The sequence below is a fragment of the Ignavibacteriales bacterium genome (assembly GCA_016709765.1).
GTDB lineage: Bacteria > Bacteroidota > Ignavibacteria > Ignavibacteriales > Ignavibacteriaceae > IGN3.
Genome location: JADJMD010000009.1, coordinates 86962 through 104194 on the forward strand (window position 1 = coordinate 86962; position 17233 = coordinate 104194).

Annotated in this window: 18 protein-coding genes; 6 read left to right on the forward strand and 12 right to left on the reverse strand. The window is 32.5% G+C overall.

Features of this window, described 5'->3' with window-relative positions:
- The 12 genes from IPJ23_04330 to IPJ23_04385 all read right to left on the reverse strand — a co-directional run bounded on the left by IPJ23_04330 (window position 1) and on the right by IPJ23_04385 (window position 10756).
- A complete protein-coding gene (locus IPJ23_04330) occupies window positions 1-408 on the reverse strand; it encodes an Rrf2 family transcriptional regulator (protein ID MBK7629923.1) in 408 nt (135 codons plus the stop codon).
- Window positions 409-474: 66 nt separating this feature from the next.
- The gene (locus IPJ23_04335) at window positions 475-1974 is read right to left on the reverse strand and encodes an NADH-quinone oxidoreductase subunit N (protein MBK7629924.1); all 1500 of its coding nucleotides are present in this window, start codon (window positions 1972-1974) and stop codon (window positions 475-477) included.
- A gap of 21 nt (window positions 1975-1995) precedes the next feature.
- Window positions 1996-3600 (reverse strand): NADH-quinone oxidoreductase subunit M, encoded by a 1605-nt coding sequence (locus IPJ23_04340; protein MBK7629925.1) that lies wholly within the window; start codon window positions 3598-3600, stop codon window positions 1996-1998.
- A gap of 31 nt (window positions 3601-3631) precedes the next feature.
- The gene (gene nuoL / locus IPJ23_04345) at window positions 3632-5728 is read right to left on the reverse strand and encodes an NADH-quinone oxidoreductase subunit L (GenBank protein ID MBK7629926.1); all 2097 of its coding nucleotides are present in this window, start codon (window positions 5726-5728) and stop codon (window positions 3632-3634) included.
- 3 nt (window positions 5729-5731) lie between these two features.
- On the reverse strand, window positions 5732-6043 hold the full coding sequence (gene nuoK / locus IPJ23_04350; GenBank protein ID MBK7629927.1) for an NADH-quinone oxidoreductase subunit NuoK: 312 nt from the start codon (window positions 6041-6043) through the stop codon (window positions 5732-5734).
- Window positions 6040-6534 carry an NADH-quinone oxidoreductase subunit J gene (locus tag IPJ23_04355; protein MBK7629928.1) on the reverse strand — a complete coding sequence of 165 codons (495 nt, stop codon included), beginning with the start codon at window positions 6532-6534 and terminating at the stop codon, window positions 6040-6042. Before IPJ23_04355 ends, nuoK begins: the two co-directional genes overlap by 4 nt.
- 1 nt (window position 6535) lies before the next feature.
- Entirely contained in the window at window positions 6536-7111 is a 576-nt protein-coding gene (locus IPJ23_04360) for an NADH-quinone oxidoreductase subunit I (protein ID MBK7629929.1), read from the reverse strand.
- Entirely contained in the window at window positions 7111-8196 is a 1086-nt protein-coding gene (gene nuoH / locus IPJ23_04365) for an NADH-quinone oxidoreductase subunit NuoH (GenBank protein ID MBK7629930.1), read from the reverse strand. The genes IPJ23_04360 and nuoH overlap by 1 nt, the downstream gene beginning before the upstream one ends.
- Window positions 8193-9341 (reverse strand): NADH-quinone oxidoreductase subunit D, encoded by a 1149-nt coding sequence (locus IPJ23_04370; protein ID MBK7629931.1) that lies wholly within the window; start codon window positions 9339-9341, stop codon window positions 8193-8195. Before IPJ23_04370 ends, nuoH begins: the two co-directional genes overlap by 4 nt.
- A 1-nt stretch (window position 9342) precedes the next feature.
- Entirely contained in the window at window positions 9343-9831 is a 489-nt protein-coding gene (locus tag IPJ23_04375) for an NADH-quinone oxidoreductase subunit C (GenBank protein MBK7629932.1), read from the reverse strand.
- Window positions 9828-10319 (reverse strand): NADH-quinone oxidoreductase subunit NuoB, encoded by a 492-nt coding sequence (nuoB, locus tag IPJ23_04380; GenBank protein MBK7629933.1) that lies wholly within the window; start codon window positions 10317-10319, stop codon window positions 9828-9830. Before nuoB ends, IPJ23_04375 begins: the two co-directional genes overlap by 4 nt.
- Before the next feature lie 5 nt (window positions 10320-10324).
- Window positions 10325-10756: an NADH-quinone oxidoreductase subunit A gene (locus IPJ23_04385; protein MBK7629934.1), complete on the reverse strand. Its 432-nt coding sequence runs from the start codon at window positions 10754-10756 to the stop codon at window positions 10325-10327.
- A gap of 281 nt (window positions 10757-11037) precedes the next feature.
- On the opposite strand from IPJ23_04385, the gene alr reads away from it, so the two are divergent.
- From alr to IPJ23_04415, 6 genes are read left to right on the forward strand one after another with little or no spacing between them, the layout of a single operon-like run.
- The gene (gene alr / locus IPJ23_04390) at window positions 11038-12159 is read left to right on the forward strand and encodes an alanine racemase (protein MBK7629935.1); all 1122 of its coding nucleotides are present in this window, start codon (window positions 11038-11040) and stop codon (window positions 12157-12159) included.
- Window positions 12159-13022, forward strand: a complete 864-nt coding sequence (locus tag IPJ23_04395) for a hypothetical protein (GenBank protein MBK7629936.1) — start codon at window positions 12159-12161, stop codon at window positions 13020-13022. The genes alr and IPJ23_04395 overlap by 1 nt, the downstream gene beginning before the upstream one ends.
- Window positions 13022-14089, forward strand: a complete 1068-nt coding sequence (locus IPJ23_04400; GenBank protein ID MBK7629937.1) for a mannose-1-phosphate guanylyltransferase — start codon at window positions 13022-13024, stop codon at window positions 14087-14089. The genes IPJ23_04395 and IPJ23_04400 overlap by 1 nt, the downstream gene beginning before the upstream one ends.
- A 57-nt stretch (window positions 14090-14146) precedes the next feature.
- Window positions 14147-14908: a dihydroorotate dehydrogenase electron transfer subunit gene (locus IPJ23_04405; protein ID MBK7629938.1), complete on the forward strand. Its 762-nt coding sequence runs from the start codon at window positions 14147-14149 to the stop codon at window positions 14906-14908.
- Entirely contained in the window at window positions 14905-15822 is a 918-nt protein-coding gene (locus tag IPJ23_04410; protein MBK7629939.1) for a dihydroorotate dehydrogenase, read from the forward strand. The genes IPJ23_04405 and IPJ23_04410 overlap by 4 nt, the downstream gene beginning before the upstream one ends.
- Window positions 15823-17085: a bifunctional folylpolyglutamate synthase/dihydrofolate synthase gene (locus IPJ23_04415; GenBank protein ID MBK7629940.1), complete on the forward strand. Its 1263-nt coding sequence runs from the start codon at window positions 15823-15825 to the stop codon at window positions 17083-17085. It begins immediately after the preceding gene.
- The last annotated feature ends 148 nt before the right edge of the window (window positions 17086-17233 follow it).

Consider the following 17233-nt stretch of genomic DNA (forward strand, 5'->3'; position numbering starts at 1 on the left):
TTATATAATATGAGCTAACTTAGTTTCATAAAATACTTTATCAATCTTTTTCTGAACTTCAATCAATGGATCACGAATTTTACAGCAGTCCAAATATGAACAATCATCTTTTTCAGAATTAATAATTAAACACTCGGTAATTTGATAGTTGGGTTCAACAGCTTTTATTAAATCAATTAAAGAAATTTCAAATGGATTTTTCTTAAGCGTATAACCACCTTTAACGCCTTGGTAAGATATTGCAATATTATTTTTGGCTAAATTCTGCAAAACTTTGGCGACTAATTCAAACGAAATTTTGTAATTATCCGCAATTTCTTTTGCAGTAACAGCACTTCCATGGTTTTTAATTGCCATATATCTAGCTGCCATTAGTGCATATTCTGATTTTTTTGATAGTTTAAGCATAAATAAGACTAATTTAGTCTGGTATAAACTTATAAGAAAAAGTTTTTAATTGCAAATTTGGTGTGATTAAAATCCTAGGAGTTGAACTGATTCTTTGGCAATATTTACAAGTGGTGTAAAGTAAATACCAAGAACTAAAACCGGAACAGAAAGAATCGTTAGTACGAAATAATTTAATGGTGATAGATTTATTTCAACTTGTTTATCAGCTTTTACTAGAAACATTGCTTTTAGTACTCGTATATAATAATAAAGTGATATAACAGTATTTAACAAAGCTATAATTGCTACAGTAATCATATTTGCATCAACTAAAGCAATAAAGAGATAAAGTTTACCGATGAATCCTGCTGTTGGTGGCAGACCAGTTAATGATACTAAGAAAATACCTAAAGCAGTTCCAAGCAAGGGAAGAGAATATCCCAAACCTTTGTAGTCATCAATTTCTTCTGAATTAATTTTATTTGCAATTAACATCACAACGTAAAAAGCGCCAAGGTTCATAAATAAATAAATTGCAAAGTAAATTAACACAGCCATCAAGCCTTGGTCTGAAAGAACAGCAACACCTAACATCAAATATCCAGCGTGAGCGATACTTGAATAGGCTAACATTCTTTTAATATTATCTTGCCATAAAGCGGCAAAATTTCCAAAAGTCATTGTGATCACTGAGAAAACAATTAATAACATTTGCCAATTTAAGGAAGGTATCATTTGCCAGTAACCTGATTTATCAAGTTCTTGTGTAAATGTAACTTGTAGGAATCGAATGAGAACAGCAAAACCGGCAGCTTTACTTGCAACTGATAAGAATGCAGTAATCGAAATCGGTGCACCTTCATAAACATCTGGTGTCCAGAAATGGAATGGAACAATTGAAATTTTAAATCCAATTCCGGTAAAGATCATAAGTATTGAAATTAAAAATGTTAAATGATCAGTTGTAAGGGTTGGAAGTATTGTACTTATTTCGTGTAGATTTGTGCTTCCAGTAATTCCGTACAAAATAGAAATCCCAAATAACATTATTCCCGATGATGCAGATCCATAGATTATGTATTTAAGAGAGGCTTCACTATTTCTAACTGAAGTTTTAACAAATCCAGCAAGAACATAAGATGATAATGAAAGTAATTCCAAAGAAAGATATATGAGAATTAAATCATTAGCAGAAACCATAAAGAACATTCCAATTACCATTCCTAATATCAAAGCATAATACTCACCATGGCGATTTGGACAAGAATTTATTTCTTTCGATGATATTGAAAATAAGACAATAAAAGCTGTTGTAATCAGTATTAAAATCTTAAAGAATGATGAAAAATTATCCAGTGATAAGAGAGAGAAACTTTCAGAAACTGAAAAAGCAGATTTTGGATGACCAAACTGAACAACAACAAAACTAAAAGTAACAATCAATCCAACTAATGAAATAAAAGGTAAAAACTTTTTACTTTTTATAAATATTAAATCAAATACAACTATTGCTACTAATGTCAGAGCTAAAGAAATTTCAGGTAATATAGCCTGAAGATTTGCTGATAAGTTTGGTAAAATCAATGTTATCACTTTATAATAAAATTAAAACGCATTTATTGAACTATAAATTCCTTGAGCGTCACTAATAAACTTAACCATTGCATTTGCGGATGCATTCATAAGATTAAGCATAGGTGATGGATTAACACCAAGATAAATCACAATTAAAGTCAAAGGAACAAGCATAAAATATTCGCGTGTTGTTAGATCTGTTAAATCTTTCCATTTTTCATTTAATGATCCTAGATATACTCTTTGTAATGTCCACAACATATAAGCTGCACCCAATAAAATACCGAGAGTTGAAATAACAGCTATAATTCTTGTAGTTTCGTTTCCAAATCCACCTAAGAAAACTAATGCTTCAGAGATGAATCCGCTTAAACCGGGCAAACCGATAGCTGCAAAGAAAGCAACTGTAACAAATCCTGTGTAAATTGGCATTTGTTTTCCTAATCCACCGAATGAATCTAAATCTCTTGTATGAGCACGATCATAGATAACTCCAACTATAAGGAAGAGCATTGCAGTGATTGTACCGTGATTAAACATCTGAAGTATAGCACCGGATATTCCCATAGTATTTAATGATGCCATACCAAGCATTACAAATCCCATATGCGAAACGGAAGAATAAGCAATAAGTTTTTTAAAGTCTTTTTGGGCCATTGCTGCAAGTGCGCCGTATATAATATTTATCATACCAAAGAGAGCAATGTACCAGCTTAATTGATATGTTAGTTCCGGAAATATCGGATAGGAAACTCTAAGTATTCCGTAAGTTCCCATCTTCAATAATACACCGGCAAGGATAACGCTTATTGCCGTTGGAGCTTCAACGTGTGCGTCAGGTAACCAAGTGTGAAAAGGGAACATTGGTATCTTAATAGCGAAGCCGATAAACAATCCAATGTATGCTATAAACCTTAAATTGTTTGGATTTAAGGGTGATAGTATTCCAGTAGTCGTGTAGTTAGAATGATTCATCAATTCTAACAAGTTAAATGTAAACACTCTTGTTCCATCTGCAAGTGTTTCCATAGAACTGAAGTACAATCCAATCATAACTAAAAGAATAAAAATACTTCCGAGTAATGTATATAAGAAAAATTTAATTGCTGCGTATTCTCTCCTTGGTCCGCCCCAAATACCAATTAAAAAGTACATTGGAAGTAACATCAATTCCCAAAAAATATAAAACAGGAAGAAATCAAGTGAAACAAAAACTCCCATCATTCCAGTATTCAAAAGCAAGAACATTGCAAAATAACCTTTAACCGATTTGTTAATGGTCCAGGAAGATAAAGTTGCAATGAAAGTTACAATGGCAGTTAAAAGTACAAGTGGAGTGCTTAAACCATCTACACCTAGAAAATAATCTATTTTAATTTTTCCAATCCAGGCAAAGCCGGGAATATCAATCCATCTAAATTTTTCTATAAATTGAAAAGAACTTGCATCGTTTATTCCTCCGGCAGCATAATTAAAATTCATCAACAATATTATTGATAAAACAATTTGTATTACCGTTACAATGAGTGTGGTAACCTTGATTGACAGCTCTTGCTTTTTAGGAAGAGCTAAAACGATTATCATTCCCAATATTGGAAGGAATGTTAATAATGATAGTATAGGAAAATTATTCATTGTTATGTTACCTGTTTTTCAAACTTTATACTTAGAATAAAAAGAGCAAAATAATTAACGAAAATATTACGAGTACAATGTATGTCTGAACTTTTCCGGTTTGTACTCTTCGCAAAATCAAACCAATAAAACCACTAATGTAAGCCATTAAATTTACAAGACCATCAACTATGTATTTGTCAAACCCACCTATAAATGTGGAAACTGCTCTTGTTACAGTTGCAGATCCATTAACAATTCCATCTATAATAGTAGAATCAAACCAGTAAATGATTTTACTTAATCCAAGTAGACCAGCAACAAATGTTTTATGATATAATTCATCAAAGTACCATTTGTTAAGAGAAAAATTATAAAGAGGCTTAATAGACTCAGTTAGTTTATCTACGTTTACTTTTTTCCATTGATAGAAAACGAAAGCAGTAAATATTCCTGCAACTGCTACAAATAAGGACAAGAACATTGCAGGGTAATGAGCTGAGTGCATTGCTTTAGTATATTTTTCGGAATATGTAATCTCCCCGTGAGATGATTCAGATGAATTATGTTCAACAACACCATGAGTTTCTTCGTCAATTTCAGAACGCATAAAATCAAAACGTGTTGCATTTGGAGAATGTAATTGGGGACTATTTATCCACTTATTAAAAAACCAACCTTGATCAGCACTGAACGGATTAGGTGTATAAAAAATAAATATGGACAACATTGCTAAAACAGCTAAAGGCATTGCCATTACAAATGGAGATTCATGTGCATGTTCAAATTTGTGATGATCTCTTGGTTCACCGTGGAATGTAATTATAATTAATCGGAACATATAGAAGGCGGTCATCAGAGCAACTAAAAATCCAACAATAGCAAAAATCCAATAACCAGTAAGTGACCCGAATGCAAATGAGCTAGCTAAAATTCCATCTTTACTTAAAAATCCTGATGTTAATGGAATTCCTGAAATAGCAAGTGAAGCAATTAAAAATGTTGCATAAGTAAGTGGTAGCTTCTTTCTCAATCCACCCATATTTCTAATATCTTGCTCGTGGTGCATTGCATGGATAACAGAACCCGAACCAAGGAATAAACAAGCTTTAAAAAATGCGTGAGTTACAAGATGGAAAAAAGCAAATTTGTAAGCGCCAACTCCGAGTGCCATAACCATATAACCCAACTGAGAAACGGTTGAGTATGCTAACACCTTTTTAATATCATTTTGTGTTAGTGCTATAGTTGCTGGAATAAACGACGATAACATTCCAATTATTGCTATAAACATCATTGCATCAGCCGTTAGCAACCCAAAAATCCTTATTGTAAGATAAACACCCGCAGCAACCATTGTAGCAGCATGGATCAATGCGCTGACTGGTGTCGGACCTTCCATCGCATCTGGTAACCAAACATGAAGAGGGAACTGAGCAGATTTTCCGATTGCGCCCATGAATAATAAAATGCCTGTTACAGATAACCAGAAATCAGAATTGAATGGAAGTTTACCTGCACTGATTGATTGAAAAATTGTATCAAAAGAAAATGTGTTGTAAGTAAGGAATAAAATTAATATTCCAGCGAACATTCCAAGATCACCAACTCTATTTACTAGGAAAGCTTTTTTTCCGGCATCAGCAGCAGATTTTTTCTCAAACCAAAATCCAATTAAAAGATAAGAAGATAATCCAACTAACTCCCAGAAAATATACATCATTAAAATGTTATTGGTAAGTACAATTCCGTTCATCGAGAAAGTGAATATTCCAAGATAGGCGAAGTAACGATTATATCTTTCATCGCCCTTCATATATGCGATTGAGAAATAATGTACAAGTGCACTTATCAATGCTACAACAAATAGCATCAAAACAGTTATGTTGTCTAAAAGAAATCCAAGTTTAATTATAATTGAATCGCTCAGTCTGAACCATTCTAATTCAGAAACAATTTTATCATCAATAAAATATGATAACTTGTTAAATGCAAGTACAATCGAGGCTATAAGAACAGCAGAGATAATAAATACTTCAAACAAATAAATTGATTTAACTTTTTTACCAAGAAGTAAAGTAACAACAAAACCAAGCAATGGTAAAAATAAAATTGCTAGAGAAATATTTATTATACTATTTTCTGTCATTTACTAATCTTTCAAACTATCAATTTCGTCTATGTTTACAGTTGATAGAGTTTTATATATATTCAAAACTATGGCTAATGCTATAGCGGCTTCTGCTGCAGCAAGTACAATTACAAAAAGTGCAATTAAATGTCCTTGCAATCCAAAATTGCCAAAACGTGAAAATGCTATAAAATTTATATTTGCGGAATTAAGAATTAACTCAACGCCCATTAAAACCATAATTGCATTTTTTCTTGTAACGATAGCGTAAATTCCCATTGAAAAAAGAAATGTGCTTACAACCAAAAAGTGATTTAATCCAACTTCAATCATGTTTCTCTTCTCGCAATCGATGCTGCACCTATCAGTGCAATCAAAAGAATAATTCCTAATAATTCAAATACAAGAGCGTATTGTTGTAAAAGAATTGTGCCTAATGAGGCTGTTGTGGGTAAGGGAGCTTCTGTAGGAAATGTTTTCCATTTTGAAGTTATCAAAGCTGCCAATAATGATCCTGAAAGTAATCCGACACCAATTACAGCAGGATAAATATTTATTGTCCCAGTTTTAATTTCAACATTAGTAATCTTGTTAGTTAACATCACACCAAAAAGTAATAAAATTAATATTCCACCCACATAAACAATAAGTTGAACAATTGCTACAAAATCAGCACCGAGCAAAACATAAATTCCAGCAACACCAAAAAAAGTAAACAACAAGAAAAATGCAGAGTAAACAATGTTTCTGTTTGTAACTACAAAGAATGCCGATACAACCGTTATAGCAGCGAACAAGTAAAATATTAAATCGTAAAGGTTCACTTTATTTTTCCTCTTGCTGATCTTTTTTGATTTCAGATTTTGGTTCTTTTGGCTCGGACGCTGCCTTCAATTTTTCAGCTTCTTTTTCTGCATTAAATTTTGCAAGATTATCTCTTTTTTCCTGTCTTTCGTCTGGAGTAAGAGTAGCAAAATCATAAATCAATTTATCTCTATCCCATTCAGAAAATTCATAAACATCTGTCATATAAATACAATCTGTAGGGCAGGGGAAAACGCACAATTGGCAGTAACAGCATTTTGCAAAATCAATTGTAAAGTTTGTAACCCAAAGGGCTTTCTTTTTTCCGTTTGATGTTTTACCAAGATCCTCACCAGGAATGGATTTCGTTGTTTCAATTTCGATACAACTAACAGGACAAGCTCTTGAACATTGATCACAGCCAATACAATCATCCATATTTACATATAGTCTGTTACGTTCTCTTTCCGGTAATTGAGGTTTCACTTCCGGGTATTGAATTGTAACCGATGGAACGAACATATGTTTAAATGTAATCTTCATTCCAATAAAGATTGTTGCAAGTGCCGAGTATATATTTCCGAAATATTCTTTCATTATAAAAGTGTAATCAATCCGATTATTATAAGATTAACAAATGCAATTGGAATTAAATACTTCCAACAAATTGTCATTAACTGGTCAACGCGTACTCTTGGTAAAGTCCATCTTAACCACATCTGAACAAAAACAAAAAATACACCTTTTATGGTAAACCAAGAAAATTGTTCGATAGGTATCATCCAATGTGCGCCAATCAAATCACCCAAATATCCTATAGGGGATTGGTATCCGCCTAAAAACAATGCAACTACAATTGCAGAAACCGCAAACATATTTGCATACTCTGCTAAAAAGAACATTGCGAATTTCATTCCTGAATATTCTGTATGGTAACCTGAAACAAGTTCAGATTCTGCTTCAGGAATATCAAAAGGTGTTCTGTTTACTTCCGCAAGTGTGCTTATATAAATAATTAAAAAACCAATGAACATAAATGGTATTAATAAAAACTTTGATAATGCAGATCCAGGTCCGCCAAAGATATACCAGTTCCAGGCATATCCGGTTTGCTGTTCACTTAATGTGTGTAAGCTCATTGATCCACTAATCATAACTAAGCTTAAAAGCACTAACATTGTTGGAATTTCGTAACTAACAATCTGCGCAACTGATCGCATTGAACCTAGCAGGGAATATTTATTATTTGATGCCCAGCCAGCCATTAAAATTCCTGCCACAACAATTCCAGTTACGGCAACTATATAAAAAATACCAAGATCAATCTCAGTTCCTATAAAAATGCTCGTGAACGGAATTGCAGCAAAAGCGGCATAACTACCAGCAAAGACTATTATCGGAGCAAGATTAAATAACAACTTGTCATTATCTTTTGCTACAATATCTTCTTTTTGAATAAGCTTTAAAATATCTGCAATTGTTTGTTTCCATCCGTGCCAGCCGACTCGCATTGGTCCAAGTCTATCCTGCATATGTGCAGAAACTTTTCTTTCAAGATAAACTGCGAATAATGCGAAAGGTAAAATGAATGCAAATAAAGGAAGTAAACTTTGTATTGTTCCTGCAATTATATCTGCAATCACTGAGTTGCCAAAAAGATCAACTAAGAAATCATACATCATCTGTCAATCTCTCCTAAAACTATATCGATGCTTCCAAGAATTGTAACAACATCAGCTACCATATAACCTTTGCATAACTCATTTAATATTTGCATGCTTACAAATGATGGTGCTCTAACTTTAACACGATAAGGGCTTGTTGAACCATCACTGATAATAAAATAACCCAAATCTCCTCGGGGATTTTCAACTCGAGCATAAACATGGCCAACAGGCGGTTTAATTCTTTTAGGAACCGCTGATTGAACATCACCTTCAGGTAGTTGATCCAATGCTTGTTCAATGATCCTGCAACTTTCTTCCATCTCTAAAACGCGAACGTAATATCTATCCCAGCTATCACCAATAGTTCCATACTTTCCATTGCCAACAGGAATCTCATAATCAAATTTGTGATACACAGAATATGGATCTTCTTTTCTCACATCCCATTTAATTCCTGAAGCACGTAAGTTTGGTCCGGTTACTCCATAATTAATTGCAGTGTCAATTGGTAAAATTCCAACATTAGCAGTACGATCAATAAAAATTCTATTATGGCTTAAAAGATCATTTACTTCTTTAAGATTCGGTCTAAACTCTTTAATAAACTCACGTGACTTTCTAACAAAATCTGGGTGAAGATCATGTGAGAGTCCGCCAATCCATATATAATTGTAAAGTAATCTAGCTCCACAAGTCATTTCAAAAAGGCTAAGGATTCTTTCACGATCTCTAAAGCAATATAAAAATGGAGTGAAAGCGCCGATATCAGCACCATAAGTTCCAAGTGCAACAAGATGCGAAGAAATACGCTGTAATTCAGCCATTATTACTCTAATGTATTCAACTCTTTCAGGTAATTCTATTCCAAGAAGTTTTTCCATTGCAATTGTATAACCAAATTCATTGCCCATCGGAGCTAAATAATCCATACGATCTGTATAAGGAACTATTTGGGGATAAGTCATTGCCTCACAATGCTTTTCAAAACATCTGTGCAAGTAACCTATATGTGGAATAACATTAGTAATGATTTCGCCTTCCAAGGCAAGTTCGAGTCGAAGCACACCATGGGTTGATGGGTGCTGAGGACCCATATTCAAAACCATTTCCTCGGTCCGCACTAAAGAGCTTTTAGTATTTATTTTTGAATCTTGAACCATTTTAGTATGGTACTTTCATTCCCTGATAGAACTCAGGATTTTCGTAATCTTTTCTCAGCGGATAACCTGCATCCCAATCATATGGCATAAGAATTCTCCGTAAGTCAGGATGATTTAAGAAGATTATACCAAATAAATCATAAGCTTCTCGTTCGTGCCAATCAGCAGCTTTCCAAACTTCTGATACCGTTGGAATTTCAGGTTTATTTCTATCTGTAGAAACTTTAATTGTTATCTTATGTTTTAAAGTCGTTGATTCTAAATGATAGTAAACACTTAATAAAGAATTTTTTGGTTCATCAACACCGGATAAGTTCATTAAAGAATCAAACAATAAATCTGATGTATCACGTAAGAATAAACTTAATTTATCAATCTCTAATGCAGATGCTATTACCAATGCTTCTGTAGGTTGATCTGTTTTTAATTCCAGATTAAAATCAGGAAAATTTTCTTTTAAGATTTGTAATATTTCTTCAGGGTTTTTCATGCAGATTTCTTTATCATGCTTTCATTACGGATTTTTTCTTGAAGCTTTAATAATCCCTCAAGCAAAGCTTCAGGTCTTGGCGGGCAGCCTGGAACGTAAACATCAACAGGAATGACTCGATCAACACCTTTTAATACGTGATAACCGTGCTCCCAATATGGTCCACCACAATTGGAGCAACTTCCCATAGATATAATATACTTTGGATCGGGCATTTGCTCATAAAGACGTTTAATTCTTGTTGCCATCTTTAAAGTAACGGTTCCGGATATAATGATAATATCAGCTTGTCTTGGTGAGGGGCGAGGAATAACACCAAATCTGTCAAAATCATAATGCGATGCGGATGTTGCCATCATTTCAATTGCACAGCAGGCTAATCCAAAACTAACTTGCCAGAGTGAAGATAATCTTGCCCAGTTGAGCAAATCTTCTGCTTTTGCTATAACTATATTTCCATCGGTAAATTCTTTATCTAAAAATCCCATTTAAATCAAACCTCAACCAATTCTTTTTCAACTTTTGGTGCTTCTTTTGTTTTATTAAAAGTTGGAGAAACAACTTTTGGTTTTTCCCACTCAAGATCACCTTTTCGCCATTCGTAAGCCATTCCTAAACCCAAAAGGACTAAAAATATTCCACCGATTAAAAATCCGGTCATTCCAAAATCTTTATAAACCAAAGCCCACGGAATCAGTAAAACAACTTCAACATCAAAAATTAAAAAGATGAGTGCAACAACATAAAATCTTATGTTGAATTTAATCCAAGGAGAACCTTCCGGATTTTCGCCGCATTCGTATGTGGTTAATTTTTCATGGGTTGGTCTTGCCGGGCGAATGAGTTTTGCTAGATAAACGATACCAACGACAAACACGCCTGCGGTCAATATGAAGATTAGAGCTTTTCCGAATTCTGTCAGCATTATCTTTAAAAAATTTTGAACCAAAATTACCACAGCATTTGTGGAATGTCAAGAATTCCTAAATAAAAACATTTGAGATACTTAATTCAGAAAAATATTTTAAAATATGATAATCAAATTTAAATTTGTAAATAAAAAAGATTTTTACTTTCAGGATTTTTTACCAGCTTATTGATGTTCAAATCTCTCAAAACTCGTAATAGTAATATTTTTGATTATTAGTTAACTTTCAGCCACAGTTTTAACCATTTTTCTAATAATTTGAACTCATAATTATTTTTATGCGTCTTACTAAAGCGATTATCAATACTTGCAATCTCAAAAAAAACTTTCTGAATATCAGAAAAAAAGTTGGTAAATCTAAAATTATGGTAGTGGTTAAAGCAGATGCTTATGGACACGGAGTTAAAACTGCTGTAGATGCTCTTAATTCTCTTGGTAGACAAAAGCCGGAATATTTTGCTGTTGCAACTCCTGATGAAGGCGCTGAGTTGCGACAATTAAAAATCAAACAACCCATTTTAATATTTGATCCGTTGGATAAATTTCAGGTTAAGAAGTTTTTTGAATTTAATTTAATTCCATCAGTTTTTACACAAGAACATCTTAACATTCTTTTAAAGGAGAAGAAAAGATTAAAATCAAACAAGAGGATTTTAATTCAAGTTAAAATTGATACAGGAATGAATAGATTGGGTGTTGATTACAAAGAAGCTTATAAGTTTATTAAAAAATTATCTTTGGATGATAATTTTATTATAGATGGAATATTTACACACTTTGCTACGTCTGATGAAGTTGGAAGTAAATATGCAAAACTTCAAATTAAAAGATTTGATGAAGTTATAAAATCACTTAAAGAGGATAATATAAATTACGGTTTAGCCCACGCTTCAAACAGCGGAGCTATAATTGATTTTCCTGAAGCATATTATGATATGGTTCGTCCAGGAATCTCACTTTATGGTTATTATCCTTCGCTTCAAACCTCAGAATCCATTAAATTGTACCCAGTGATGTCATTAGTTTCTAAAGTTTCAACAGTTAGAAAAACAAAACGAGGAGAATCTGTTAGTTATAGTAGAAGATATTTTACGAGAGAAGAAACTAAAATTATTTCTGTACCAATTGGTTATGCGGATGGGTTTAGTAGAGCACTAACAAATAAAGCTCAAGCCATTATAAAAAATAAAATATATAACCAGGTTGGAACTGTAACAATGGATAGAATTATGTTTGATGTTGGAAACGATAAAATAAAAATTAATGACGATGTAATCCTTATCGGTGAAAAAGGTAAAATAAAAATAGATGCGTGGGATTGGTCAAAAAAAATAAATACAATCCCTTATGAAGTTACTTGCGGGATAAGTAAACGTGTACCCAGAGTTATAAAAAATTAATGGATTTAATTAAACATTACATAAATCAAAGTATAACCATTGCAGCAAATAATCTGCGATTAAATAATCAGCAGATTGAAGTAGTTGCATTATTGAAAGAAGCGATTAATAAATCAGATAGTCTTAGTGATGATTTAATAAATATGAAACGGATTACTGAACTATCAACTCTTGCAATTAGATTAAATGAGATTTATAATTCATTAACTCAAAATCAAATAGATTTTCTAAAAATATCTGACCAGTTTAAAGAGCATAGCAGATATTTGATAAAAGATTTAGGACATATGCTGGATATTTCAACTCCGCCTACTTTTAAAGCTGCAATTGAAAAATTAAAGGGTGCTATAGTTTTTCCAAAAGAGGAAATTAAAGTTGATTTATCAAAACGGATCCCAGATGAAGAACCATTTGTACAAGTTACTTCTGATGAAATTAAAGAAGAAATAATTTTTAACGAAGATTTTAAAAATGATGACGAAGAAATCATTCAAAATTTTGAGCCGACAATTCTCAGTCCTATAAAACCATTAGATAATATCTTAAAAAAGATTTCTGACAACAAAATTGATTACGAGGAACTAATTAAGTTTTCAAAAATTATGGATGAAAATGCTGCATTGTCCAGAAAAATTGGATTTGAAATATTATCAGGAATGCATCGCATAATTTCTAAAGCATTAATTCTTATAAAAAATAGAGAGTTAATGCCAGGTAAAGATGTCATCGAAAGTTTACGCGCTTGTTTAATAGTAATAGTTGCCGTTGTGCGTGGTAAAGATGTTGATATAAATAATTATTTAAACAAAGCAGAAGAATTTGGAAATAAATTAGCAACAATAATAAGTAAGGAAAACATTTAATGAAGCTATACGCTGTTATTATGGCTGGTGGGGTTGGCTCACGTTTTTGGCCGCGAAGTAAAAAGAAACTGCCTAAACAATTGTTACAAATATTTGGAGATGACACTATGATTCAGGCTACGGTAAATCGTTTAGCCGGATTAGTAGAAAAAGAAAATATTTATGTGATAACGAATGAGTTGCAAAGACCTGAAGTTATAAAACAATTAAATGATGTGCCTGCTGCAAATATAATTGAAGAACCATTTGGCAGAAACACTGCTGCTTGCATTGGATTAGCTTCTGTTATCATAAAATCAAAAGAACCTGATGCAATTACTGTGGTTCTTCCTGCAGACCATATAATAAAAGATGTAGAAAAATTTAAGCAAACATTAGAGAATGCAGCAAAGTTTGCAAATGATTCAAAAGGATTAGTTACAATTGGAATTGAACCTACTCGCCCTGAAACAGGTTATGGTTATATCCAAATAAATGATAAACCGGTTGCAGGAAATATATTTAAAGTTTTAACTTTCGCAGAAAAACCAAATTACGCAACTGCAGTTAGGTTTGTTGATAGCGGTGATTTTTTGTGGAATAGTGGAATGTTTATTTGGCGTGCTGATACAATTCTTGATGAAATAAAAAATCTTATGCCTGATTTATATGAAGGTTTGATTTCAATTGAGAAAAGTTTAACAAGTCCTAACTTTAAAGAAGAACTTAAGTCAGTTTACGCGCAACTAAAGAAAATTTCCATTGATTACGGTATCATGGAAAAATCTTCTAAAGTATTTTTAACAAAAGGCTCATTTAATTGGAGTGATGTTGGTAGCTGGGAAGAAGTTTACCAGTTAAGTGATAAAAATGAAAACGGCAATGCAACTATTGGAAATGTATACACAAATATGGTTAACGATTCATATGTTTACTCGCCTGAAAAAGTTACAGCGGTAATTGGGCTTGATAACATAATCGTGATAAATCATAATGATAATCTTTTGATTTGCAGAAGAGATAAAGCTCAAGATGTTAAAGAAATTGTTGAGTATCTTAAAATTAATAAGATGGATGAGCATTTATAATTAATCATAATAAAATTCTACCACTAATAAATTAAATCGTTTTATAAAGGAAAAAGATTGTTTATAGTTAATTCTCCTATTGTAGAAACCAAACAAGTCCACGAAAATATTTTTATTCAAAAAATTCATTCTCCTGAGGTTGCTCAAAGTGCAAAACCTGGACAGTTTTTAAATATTCGTGTTTCCGAAAATACTTTTCCATTGCTTAGAAGACCTTTTAGTGTTTGCGATGTTGAAGGTGAGAACATTTATCTGATGTTTAACATCTTAGGTGAAGGCACTAAAATGTTAGCTCGAAAAAATAATGGTGAGACGATAGATATTCTTGGTCCTCTTGGTAATGGATTTAATCTTGATGGTAAATATGAAACCGCAATAATTATTGCAGGCGGATTAGGTGCGGCACCGTTTCCGTTTGTTACTCGTGCAATAAAAAATAAAAAAAATATTTTAACGTTTGTTGGTGGCAGAACAGAACAAGATGTTGTTACTTATGGATTAGAAAATTACGTTTTATCTTCCGATGATGGATCTGTTGGATTTAAAGGCAATGTGGTTCAATCTTTAGAACAGGATTTAGAAAGAATTAATATTTCTAAATCGAAAGTTTTTGCTTGTGGCCCAAATGCAATGCTTAGAGCGTTAAAAGATTTTTGCATCAAAAATGATTTGGATTGCGAAGTTTCTACAGAATGTGCAATGGCTTGTGGATTTGGAATTTGCCAGGGTTGTCCAATTGAATCAACACAGCAATCTGATAAATATCTTTTAGTTTGTAAAGACGGTCCTGTCTTTAATGTAAAGGATATTGTGATATGAGCAAAGTGGACTTATCCGTTAATATTGGCTCATTAAAATTACGCAATCCAATTTTGCTTGCATCTGGAACAGTTGGATATGGAAATGAAATTTCAGAATTTTCAGATTTGAATAAACTCGGTGCGATCGTAACAAAATCATTAAGCCTAAAACCGAGAAAAGGAAATCCACCACAAAGAATAGTAGAAACTCCTGCAGGAATGTTAAACGCAATTGGTTTAGCAAATGTTGGAGTTGATGAATTTCTGAAAGAAAAAATTCCTTTTCTGAAAAAATATGACGTACCATTAATTTGTAACATTGCAGCAAGTTCTGTTGAAGAATATGTTGAATGTACCAGAATCTTAACAAGTGAAGAAACTATTAAAGCTTTTGAAATAAATGTTTCTTGTCCAAATGTTAAAGATGGTGGATTGCAATTTGGTAACGATATTAAAGCAGTGGGCAATGTAACGGCAAAAGTACGTGCAGTTACGAATAAACCCGTAATTATTAAATTATCGCCAAACGTTTCTTACATTTTTGAATTTGCACAAGTTGTAAAAGATAGTGGAGGAGATGCGGTTTCGGCAATAAATACTTTAGTTGGTACTTCCTTTAATATTTTTACAAAAAAACCAAAAATATTTAATATTAACGGAGGACTTTCTGGTCCTGCAATCAAACCGGTTGCACTTGCTAAAGTTTTAGAGATTTCTAGAAAAGTTGATATTCCAATTATTGGCATTGGCGGAATTATGAATTGGAAAGATGTTATTGAGTTTATGATTGTAGGCGCTTCTGCTGTGCAAATTGGAACACTAAATTTTATTGATCCAACTGCTCCAGAAAAAATTATTAAAGAATTAGAAGATTATTGCATCGCAAATAAAGTTGAAAAATTATCAAACTTAACCGCATCATATATTATTTAAATGGATATTCAAGAATCGTTAAATAAATTGTTTGCGCTCCACACATTTGGAGTAAAACTTGGATTAGAAAATATCCGGAAGTTTTTAGATATAATTGAAAATCCACAGAATAATTTAAAAACTGTACACATAGCAGGATCAAACGGAAAGGGAAGCACCGCATCTTTTATTGCTAGCATTTTGATGGAAAGCGGATATAAAGTAGGACTTTACACATCACCACATTTTGTAAAGTTTAACGAACGTATTTCTATTAACGGTAAATATATTCATGATGATTTTATAGCAAATTTCATAGACAAGTATCAAAAATACATTGATGAATTGTCGCTGACGTTTTTTGAAGTTACAACTGCGATGGCATTTGAATACTTTTTTGATAAAGAAGTTGATTTTGCTGTGATTGAAACCGGTTTAGGTGGCAGACTTGATGCTACAAATGTTCTCGACCCACTCGCCTGTGTTATTACTTCTATTAGTCTGGAGCACACTGATATCCTTGGTGATAGGATAGAGCAAATTGCATTTGAGAAAAGTGAGATAATTAAAAAAGATGCTAAAACATTTATTGGTTTGCTGCCTGAAGTAGCTATTAATGTTATCGAAAAAAAATGTTCTGATGTTAAATCCCCTTTGTTTTGTTTAGAAGAATATATAAGCGAAAAAGATGAGCGTATTGATTTATACACCGAAGAATTAGAATTTGATGAATGGAAAACCCCATTGATTGGTAAACATCAAAAATATAATGCTGCACTTGCCTCACTTTGCGTAACAAAAACATTTGATATTAATGATCCATCCATAATAACAGATGGAATAAAAAATGTAATTAAGAATACTAAATTGCAGGGCAGATATGAAATCGTATCAGATAATCCAAGAATCATTTTAGATTCTGCTCATAATCCTGAAGGCATTAATTGTTTAGTCAATGAGTTCTCAAAAGAAAAAAAATATCTCAAAGAAACTTCTTTACTTTTCGGTGCGATGAAAGACAAAAATATTGAGGAGATGCTATATTTAGTTAAGCCATTGTTTGATAATATCTATTTTTATGAAATCAATTACGAAAGAACCGCATCAATAAAAATATTAGCTGAAAAAGCTGAAAAATTGAATATCAAGTATTCAATCGTTAAAGATCTAGAGGCGTTTTTTAAAGAAAAATTAAGTGGAGACAAGAAAAGTTCTCTGGTTGTTGCCGGAAGTATGTACTTATTAGGTGAAATAAAGTCAATTTTAAGCAATATAAAATCTTGACAATATAAGTCTAAGTATGTAAGTTTGGTTAAGACCTCGAGATCCTTTCATACATATTAAGAAATACCACGAGAGCTTATCAGGATTTAACCAATTTGAAAACAATTTTAATCAAAACAATTCAACAAACAAAATAATAGGTACCGCA

What these genes read in the sequence shown, in the direction of transcription:
- IPJ23_04330 (MBK7629923.1), bottom strand. Translation starts at nt 408, where the DNA reads ATGCTTAAACTATCAAAAAAATCAGAATATGCACTAATGGCAGCTAGA.
- IPJ23_04340 (MBK7629925.1), bottom strand. Translation starts at nt 3,600, where the DNA reads ATGAATAATTTTCCTATACTATCATTATTAACATTCCTTCCAATATTG.
- nuoL (MBK7629926.1), bottom strand. Translation starts at nt 5,728, where the DNA reads ATGACAGAAAATAGTATAATAAATATTTCTCTAGCAATTTTATTTTTA.
- nuoK (MBK7629927.1), bottom strand. Translation starts at nt 6,043, where the DNA reads ATGATTGAAGTTGGATTAAATCACTTTTTGGTTGTAAGCACATTTCTT.
- IPJ23_04360 (MBK7629929.1), bottom strand. Translation starts at nt 7,111, where the DNA reads ATGAAAGAATATTTCGGAAATATATACTCGGCACTTGCAACAATCTTT.
- nuoH (MBK7629930.1), bottom strand. Translation starts at nt 8,196, where the DNA reads ATGATGTATGATTTCTTAGTTGATCTTTTTGGCAACTCAGTGATTGCA.
- IPJ23_04370 (MBK7629931.1), bottom strand. Translation starts at nt 9,341, where the DNA reads ATGGTTCAAGATTCAAAAATAAATACTAAAAGCTCTTTAGTGCGGACC.
- IPJ23_04375 (MBK7629932.1), bottom strand. Translation starts at nt 9,831, where the DNA reads ATGAAAAACCCTGAAGAAATATTACAAATCTTAAAAGAAAATTTTCCT.
- nuoB (MBK7629933.1), bottom strand. Translation starts at nt 10,319, where the DNA reads ATGGGATTTTTAGATAAAGAATTTACCGATGGAAATATAGTTATAGCA.
- IPJ23_04385 (MBK7629934.1), bottom strand. Translation starts at nt 10,756, where the DNA reads ATGCTGACAGAATTCGGAAAAGCTCTAATCTTCATATTGACCGCAGGC.
- alr (MBK7629935.1), top strand. Translation starts at nt 11,038, where the DNA reads ATGCGTCTTACTAAAGCGATTATCAATACTTGCAATCTCAAAAAAAAC.
- IPJ23_04395 (MBK7629936.1), top strand. Translation starts at nt 12,159, where the DNA reads ATGGATTTAATTAAACATTACATAAATCAAAGTATAACCATTGCAGCA.
- IPJ23_04400 (MBK7629937.1), top strand. Translation starts at nt 13,022, where the DNA reads ATGAAGCTATACGCTGTTATTATGGCTGGTGGGGTTGGCTCACGTTTT.
- IPJ23_04410 (MBK7629939.1), top strand. Translation starts at nt 14,905, where the DNA reads ATGAGCAAAGTGGACTTATCCGTTAATATTGGCTCATTAAAATTACGC.
- IPJ23_04415 (MBK7629940.1), top strand. Translation starts at nt 15,823, where the DNA reads ATGGATATTCAAGAATCGTTAAATAAATTGTTTGCGCTCCACACATTT.